Below are 7,351 nucleotides of genomic sequence, written 5' to 3'. Positions count from 1 at the left end.
TAACTGGAGCATGACTAATTATGTCCCACGCATTCTAAAAAATGACTTCACGCCTGGATTCTTTGCTAGACATTTTCTTAAAGATTTACGCATTGCTCTAGAAGAAGCCGACAAAATGGGGCTTGATCTTAAAGCCACAGCTGAAGCTAAACGACTTTACGAAGTAATGGTTGATGTCAAAGGACTTGGAAATCAAGGGACTCAGGGCTTAATCAATATCTATAAATAATAATTACTACAAAAAATCAGTATCCATAAAAAGATGTATCTGTACAAAATTATAATTTTTACCAATTCTATATCTAGATTTTTGGTTCCTTGTCAGCGACTGTCGCTGGAGAGTTTATAAAAGAAATCAACTCAAAAACGAGTTGATTTCTTTTTTATTTGAATAGTAATTAAATTCTGCCAAATTCGTGTAAAAAAGTGCACTCATTTTCAGCAGCTAGTTTGTTTAATTTGCTTTATCTTACACTTAATCTCTTCTAGGAATAGGAACCTATTAAAAATAGTATTCACTGGCCTGTCTTTGATCAAGTGCATAATCGACCCTACCAGCTGATATGAATTAGTCTTCATAATTTTGAAACTTTCTTTCAAAATATGCTAGATCATAAACCTTTCCACCTTTTTCAAAAGCCTTTTTTCTAAAGTAAAAAAGGACATCTCATTTTTAAGCATCACTTTCTTTGAAGCAATATTATCTGGTACGCATCCCCCAATTACTTTTTTTAATGAAAAATTCTTAAAACCAAATTCTATTAATGTCTTAACTGTTTCGCTAGCAAAGCCATGTCCCCAGTATTCTTCTGCAATTGTGTATGACAACTCTCCAGTTGTCCCTTTGACTGCAAATTGACAATTACCAATTAACTTATTATTTTTCAAGAAGATACCCCAAAAATTACCCGCTTTATTATACTTTTCAATAAAAGCTTGAGCCTCTTCAATACTTTTGAAATTGTCATGTTTTGTATACACAAATAAATTTGGATTTTTAAATATTTGATATTCTTCCTGTGCTAACTCAATTGGGATAACAGCCAGTTTAATTCTATTACCATTAATTTCATTCATCTGAATTTCCTACTTTCTAAAACTCACAAGGGTGTTGGATCAAAAGTTAAATTCTATCAACTTCTGTCGCTCCCATGAAATATAGCTAACTACTACTCTTCATCATCTTTTTTCATTATAAAAGTCAATAATATTTGGTTAAATTCCTCTGATACTTCCATATGTACTAGATGGCCCGCATGCTTTACAACTGATACATCAGCATCTTTAGCGATATCCGCACAAAAGATTGCGTACTTGCTTGGCCATAATGGCGAACATTCCCCTGCAATAAATAATTGGGGCTTTTTGATTGTAGAAATAATATCACGCCAATCTTGTTCCATATGATTAACCAACAACGATTGATTAAGTTCATAATCGAATGGATATTGTTCACGCTGTTTTTTCAATTCTTCTACAAATTCAGGATTCAACGCAATCGCATTCAGATGTTTTTTACCTAGCAGGGATATATTCACCCAAAAATTATTCCAATAAATATCCTTACTTCCGTATTTCCAATAGTCATCGTTAATTAGCTTTGGAGATTGATCAACTGTTATAATCTGCTCAATCTTGTCCTCACCAAATAATGACACATATGCCCAAATAGCACTGGCCCCCATTGAATGACCAACGAGAATTACTTTTTCCAATTCCAAATGTTCTATCAATTCTGCAATATCTGCAGCCAAACGGTAAATGCGCAAGTTTTTGCTAGTCCTCATTGACTCCCCATGATTGCGCCAATCCATTGTCAGCACATGATAATTATTCGCTAATAATATCTTTTTTTGATACTTCCATTCCTCTTTGATTCCTGAATACCCTGATAATAATAAGACGGATCGTCCACTTCCTTCAGAGGTATATGTTAGCAAGACATTATCACTAGTTTTAAATTGCATTAAATAGTCCCCTCGATTCTGCCTACAAAAATCGTCAAAATCAACAGATCTGCCGATCCTCCTAAACTCAGGTTCCTTCTTTTAAAAACCTCATCTAATTCATTCAAAAATTGTATTCCAGTGACAGTTTGGCTCCCGCCTAACTCGAAAAATCTTGCAGACCATGATTTCATCTCATCGAGAATCGTTAAGCTTTGTGCTCTCTTAATCAAATTAGAATCACTCACATGTCCTGCAATATACATCAGCGTATTAAGCAGACGTTCATTAATATTGCCCTTTGTACTCTTCAAGAATGGCAATGCTAAATCAAACACAACTGGATATCCAGCAGCAGCCTCACCTCTGATTCCCATGGTATTATATTTCAAGAATTGGAATTCTCCCGCACTTAACTTATCTTTAGGTTTCTTAGAAACTTCCTTAAAATCATTTTGCAATAAATTGATCAGCATTGCTTTAACCGTTGCTGCCAAAGTAGATTGGCTATACACCCCGTTTTTCTGCAAGTATGCAGTGGCACACACAAATATTCCTAATGAGAAAATTGCACCTTTGTGGGTGTTTACCCCATTTGTAGCATGAAACATTTTCCTTTCAGCCTCAACACCAACCCGACGTAACTGATTAAACATCTCGGGTAACGAATTACCAGCAAATTCAAAGCCTATCGCCTGAGCAAGATAAAAATATGACCGTAATGACTGAGCACTTTCGATAAAGGTAAAGACATCCATGTCTTTATGTGCCCCATTACTAGCAGGATCGACAAGACCTGGCTTGGGATTCGTAACGACTTCATATAATAAAGCTGTAACTGCAATTTCTGCTAAATCTTCAGTTTTTCCCAGATTATCAGTTTTCTGATTGTCTTCATCAATCAGTTTTTGAATTGCTCGATATATCTCATCGAGAGTGTGCCTTTGTTCTTTTGCACAAAATTTTGCATTGCGTCCACATACAAGGCATCTGCGCGCCTCAAAACCCAATTGAGTTCTTGACAGTTGATATTCATCACCATTTTGTGACATCACATCGACATCAAACAGTCTTCCAAATAAGAAGCTACTTTCAAATAGGATTGTTAACTGCTTAATTTGGTTTATTTTACCGGTAACTACCAGCATCCCTTCCGGTCCCGTTTGCTTATCTAGGAAGAGTCTTAGAAAAAGGATCTCATGACTAGCTGCTTGAAGCTGTTCTAATAGCTCCTTCCAACCATCTAGAAACATCTTCTTCAAATATATACTTGTTTTTATAGGACCAGGGATATTTAACTTGACCCCAATTACTATCTTATTTGGAAATTGCATTTCCAAGTTTTCCTGATAATTTTGCCTCCATTCTCTTGTCTCAAGAACTGCATTCAACCCTATTTCCTGCCCACCGGCTAGAAAATCCATCCTGATCCCTCCAAAAATAACTTTAAACATGTAACAAACAACTTATATATGTATTAAAAAGAGCTGCAACACTCTTATAATTGTTGCAACCCTAGTATATCAAATAGCACTGATTAAAAAGTCGAATTTTGAACCAGTCCTTTATTGACTCTGGATAAACGTGTTTCCCTAAGTCAAAATTCTCAGTTATAGCTAGTCTTTGACCTTCTTGATCACATCGATCAGTGAACCATCACGATATTCGATCAAAGCGACCACACGGTCATTGAATTCTAATGGCTTTGGTGTCCCAACCTTTTCTTGTGCCATCTTCTGTAATTCTTCAATCGTGTATACAGGAACACCTGGAATCTTACTTAAACTTGCAATTAAGTCTTTCCGTTTTGGATTTATTGCAATTCCGACTTCAGTGACTAATACATCAATCGAATCTCCCGGAGTAACAACCGTAGTAACATCTGGAACTACAGTTGCAATTCGACCGCGGACCAATGGTGCAGAAATAATTGTCAATTTGGCAGTTGCGGCGTCCTGATGTCCCCCAATCGCACCACGGATCACACCATCTGAACCAGTCATTACGTTAACATTGAATTTAGTATCGATCTCAAGAGCCGACAGGATTACCACATCTAAAGCATCAACCATAGCACCTTTGTTAGCAGGATCTGCGTACCATGAAGCATCAATTTCTTGCTGATTCTTATTTTGATGCATTGATTCCGCCGCACCCTTATCAAAATCCTGCACATCCATTACCCGGTCAACAAGACCTTCTTCGAGTAAGTCAATCGTTGGCTTTGTAATCCCGCCAAGGGCAAATGAAGCCTTAATCTGATTATTAATCATTGACTGACGCAAGAAACGTGTCACAGCTAATGCAGCACCGCCCGAACCTGTTTGGAATGAAAAACCATCCTTAAAATATTCAGAATGAGTAATTACATCATTAACAGTTTTGGCAATCTTCAATTCTTTTGGATCCTTAGTAAATCGAGTTGCTCCAGAACCGATTTTATCTGGATTACCAACTGCATCGACTTTAACAACATAATCAACCTGTGTTTGTTTGATTGAAGCTGGAGTGTTTGGATAAGATCTGATATTATCAGTTACCAAAACAACCGTTTCGGCATACTGTGCATCCATTAAAGCATATCCTAAAGACCCGAATGCAGTCTCTCCATCCATTCCATTTGCATTACCCATCGCATCAGAATTTGGGACACCTAAGAATGCAACATCAATCTTTATTTCACCCGTTTCAATTGCACGTGCACGATTGCCATGAGACCTGAAAATAACAGGATTTTTTAGCGCACCATGTGATACAGCATCCCCAAGGGAACCGCGCATACCAGAAGACGTAATGTTAGTAACAACACCCTTTTCGATAGCTTCAACGACAATATCATTCATTACATTAGTCAACGATGATGGTGCCAGAGTTAAGTCCTTAAAACCATGATCAATGATAATACGCATTACTTTATCGAATACATAGTCGCCTTCTCTGAAATGATGATGGAAAGAGATTGTCATTCCGTTCTTGACTGTTTTCAGTACGACATCTTCAAGCGAATCAACAACTTTTTCACTCCCAGTCGTTGCGCGCAGCTTTGGTGCTACTTTCTGGATTACAGGAGTGCCAAAATCATCCGTTGTATATGCTTGGTAATTTTTTCCTTTTAAGATTTCGTCTGGTATTTCACGGTTTATACTATTTTTCAATATAGTTTTCCTCCTCATCGACAAGATTTGCGGCGGCTGCGAGGCTCATAACACGTTCTGCTCGCAGCAAAACTGGTCGATCAACCATTTGGCCATTCATCGAAATAACACCAGATCCCTTGCGTTTGGCCTCTGCAATTGCAGCAATTACGCCTTGTGCATTCAAAATTTCTTTCTTAGTTGGTTCATATACTTTATTAACCATCTCAATCTGACGAGGGTTGACTAATGACTTACCATCAAAACCAAGTTGATGGATCAACTCCGTTTCACGGTAGAATCCTTCTTCATCATCCATGTTTGTAAAAACAGTATCAAACGCTGCAATACCGGCTGCACGCGCAGCATGTAAGATAACATTGCGGGCATATAGTAATTCTTGCCCATCCGGATAACGATGTGTCTTCATATCGGTTGTATAATCTTCAGCCGATAAAGCAATTCCGATCATCCTATCCGAAGAAGTAGCAATCTCATAAGCATTAATTACGCCCTTTGCAGATTCAATTGCTGCCATCAAGTTTGTTGTCCCAACCTCAATGCCAAATTCTTTTTCAGCTTCAGCAACTAATTTTTCAAGTTTTTTCATCATATCTGCAGATTCAACTTTTGGTAGGCGAATAACGTCAACACCGGCTTTAACCATTGCCTTAATGTCATTCTTATAATATGGTGTATCTAATCCATTTATTCTGACAACAAGCTCGGAATCACCATAATCAATTGTTCTCAATGCCTCATAAACAAGATAACGTGCAGCATCTTTTTCTGTTATTGACACAGCATCTTCCAAGTCGAACATAATTGAGTCAGCTCCAAAGATTCCAGCATCCTTAACCATCGCAGGATTGTTGCCTGGTACAAACATCATTGTCCGACGCAAACGTTCTTTTTGGTCTTTCATTATTTGAGCACCTCCCATTTGGGTGCATCAACAATATCTAAAGCACGTTGAACTGCAGCAATTGCACGCGCCTTGATAACAAGATCTAAGGCACCTTTATCGACTACCTTTATTTTTGCATTTTTCACATTATACATTTCCAAAACCTTTGTAATTGTTTCCTTGATTTGATCACCAAATTGTTTAGCAACATCTGATTCAAGATCAAACTCAAAACCGTTTGATCCTGTACTCAACATAATCTGTACATCCGAAGATTCCAATGTTCCCGCAATTGCGGTTTTCTTAATTTCCATCAATCCTCTGTCCTTTCTTTATCCGTAACTGCAATCTATCTAAATTTGCCGTAATGTAGGCAGCTGTTGTGCTTGGAATATACTTCAAACACTTATTGACATCACCCTCAGCAATTGCTTCTCTAACCTTTGTTGCTGACACCACTTCCTTATCAACTTCTAGTCGATCAACGATCACGACATCAATTTCAGCTCCCATTTCTTTTTGCAGTGCTTCATTATATAAATTCGTAGTGTGTGAGAGTGGCTCGTTCCCTAAGTAGCGACTGGTAATACCCAACGGTTTAATAATCTGCGTCCTAAAAATTCTTGCATCCAGCAGTGTTTGATATTTAATAATTTTATCCGTATTCTTAATAAAATAAGCAGGAAAACTCACAAAGCTAACCATATAGTCACCACCATTAATAACAGCAACATTCTCTAAATCAGCGGTTCCTTCTTTAACCAATTCTAATCTTTCTGCCGTTTTAAAGAGTGAGGCATCTTGTTTAACTACAAACACATACACATAATCATTTTCTTTTGCCGCTTTTTCAACTAAGTATCTATGCCCATTGGTAAATGGATTCGCGTTCATCACAATGCTCGCAATTTTGTTTCCGGCATCAAATCTTGGAATCCCGGCAAGATAGTCATCTATATTAGGTGTTCCCTTTTCAAGAATTACACCAAACTCGGTTGCGGCCAAGGTTTTGAAACCTATATACTCAAAACTTGTTTGATATTTTGGCTTAGTAAATACGAAATAATGAAATTTGTTCAATTGAGCCAAGCGGCTCTCTATTTCTGAAATTATTTTATTGAACCTTGCACCTTTATTCTGTGCCACAATATCACAGACCGCCACATATTTAATCACATTATTAGCAATGGATCCTGTCGCGACTAACCTGTCTTGATCGTCAAAAAGTCCAATTGTTTGTTCAATTAATTTCGTTTCACTTTCTGCAAAGTTTTTGATTCCACGTTTCTTTAAAAATGCCATCCACTCTTTCTTGGTACTTTTATTAGACAAATAAATATCTTGAATCCTCTCAGCCATTTCAA

8 protein-coding genes are annotated in these 7,351 nt (G+C 37.3%); 1 reads left to right on the top strand and 7 read right to left on the bottom strand.

The window, feature by feature from the left end:
- Positions 1 to 229: NAD-binding protein (locus tag GSM_RS14155; RefSeq protein WP_010078068.1), on the top strand; the 229-nt coding region annotated here is incomplete at its 5' end.
- A gap of 377 nt (positions 230 to 606) precedes the next feature.
- Here the strand turns inward: GSM_RS14155 and GSM_RS07890 are convergent.
- The 7 genes from GSM_RS07890 to citC all read right to left on the bottom strand — a co-directional run bounded on the left by GSM_RS07890 (position 607) and on the right by citC (position 7,346).
- Positions 607 to 1,077 (bottom strand): GNAT family N-acetyltransferase, encoded by a 471-nt coding sequence (locus GSM_RS07890; protein ID WP_003690928.1) that lies wholly within the window; start codon positions 1,075 to 1,077, stop codon positions 607 to 609.
- A gap of 92 nt (positions 1,078 to 1,169) precedes the next feature.
- Complete coding sequence (locus GSM_RS07885) at positions 1,170 to 1,967, bottom strand: alpha/beta fold hydrolase (protein ID WP_003690930.1); 798 nt, start codon at positions 1,965 to 1,967, stop codon at positions 1,170 to 1,172.
- Positions 1,967 to 3,370: a triphosphoribosyl-dephospho-CoA synthase CitG gene (citG, locus tag GSM_RS07880; protein WP_003690931.1), complete on the bottom strand. Its 1,404-nt coding sequence runs from the start codon at positions 3,368 to 3,370 to the stop codon at positions 1,967 to 1,969. Before citG ends, GSM_RS07885 begins: the two co-directional genes overlap by 1 nt.
- A gap of 192 nt (positions 3,371 to 3,562) precedes the next feature.
- Positions 3,563 to 5,101 carry a citrate lyase subunit alpha gene (citF, locus tag GSM_RS07875; protein ID WP_003690934.1) on the bottom strand — a complete coding sequence of 513 codons (1,539 nt, stop codon included), beginning with the start codon at positions 5,099 to 5,101 and terminating at the stop codon, positions 3,563 to 3,565.
- A complete protein-coding gene (citE, locus tag GSM_RS07870; protein WP_003690935.1) occupies positions 5,091 to 6,005 on the bottom strand; it encodes a citrate (pro-3S)-lyase subunit beta in 915 nt (304 codons plus the stop codon). The genes citF and citE overlap by 11 nt, the downstream gene beginning before the upstream one ends.
- The gene (gene citD / locus GSM_RS07865; RefSeq protein ID WP_003690937.1) at positions 6,005 to 6,301 is read right to left on the bottom strand and encodes a citrate lyase acyl carrier protein; all 297 of its coding nucleotides are present in this window, start codon (positions 6,299 to 6,301) and stop codon (positions 6,005 to 6,007) included. The genes citE and citD overlap by 1 nt, the downstream gene beginning before the upstream one ends.
- On the bottom strand, positions 6,291 to 7,346 hold the full coding sequence (citC, locus tag GSM_RS07860) for a [citrate (pro-3S)-lyase] ligase (protein ID WP_003690938.1): 1,056 nt from the start codon (positions 7,344 to 7,346) through the stop codon (positions 6,291 to 6,293). The genes citD and citC overlap by 11 nt, the downstream gene beginning before the upstream one ends.
- Positions 7,347 to 7,351 lie beyond the last annotated feature (5 nt).

The organism is Liquorilactobacillus mali KCTC 3596 = DSM 20444, assembly GCF_000260415.1.
In the GTDB taxonomy this organism is placed as follows: Bacteria; Bacillota; Bacilli; order Lactobacillales; family Lactobacillaceae; genus Liquorilactobacillus; species Liquorilactobacillus mali.
The sequence above is the reverse complement of the archived record's forward strand: the minus strand, read 5'-3'. Positions and strand labels throughout refer to the sequence as shown.

What these genes read in the sequence shown, in the direction of transcription:
- GSM_RS07890 (WP_003690928.1), bottom strand. Translation starts at nt 1,077, where the DNA reads ATGAATGAAATTAATGGTAATAGAATTAAACTGGCTGTTATCCCAATT.
- GSM_RS07885 (WP_003690930.1), bottom strand. Translation starts at nt 1,967, where the DNA reads ATGCAATTTAAAACTAGTGATAATGTCTTGCTAACATATACCTCTGAA.
- citG (WP_003690931.1), bottom strand. Translation starts at nt 3,370, where the DNA reads ATGGATTTTCTAGCCGGTGGGCAGGAAATAGGGTTGAATGCAGTTCTT.
- citE (WP_003690935.1), bottom strand. Translation starts at nt 6,005, where the DNA reads ATGAAAGACCAAAAAGAACGTTTGCGTCGGACAATGATGTTTGTACCA.
- citD (WP_003690937.1), bottom strand. Translation starts at nt 6,301, where the DNA reads ATGGAAATTAAGAAAACCGCAATTGCGGGAACATTGGAATCTTCGGAT.
- citC (WP_003690938.1), bottom strand. Translation starts at nt 7,346, where the DNA reads ATGGCTGAGAGGATTCAAGATATTTATTTGTCTAATAAAAGTACCAAG.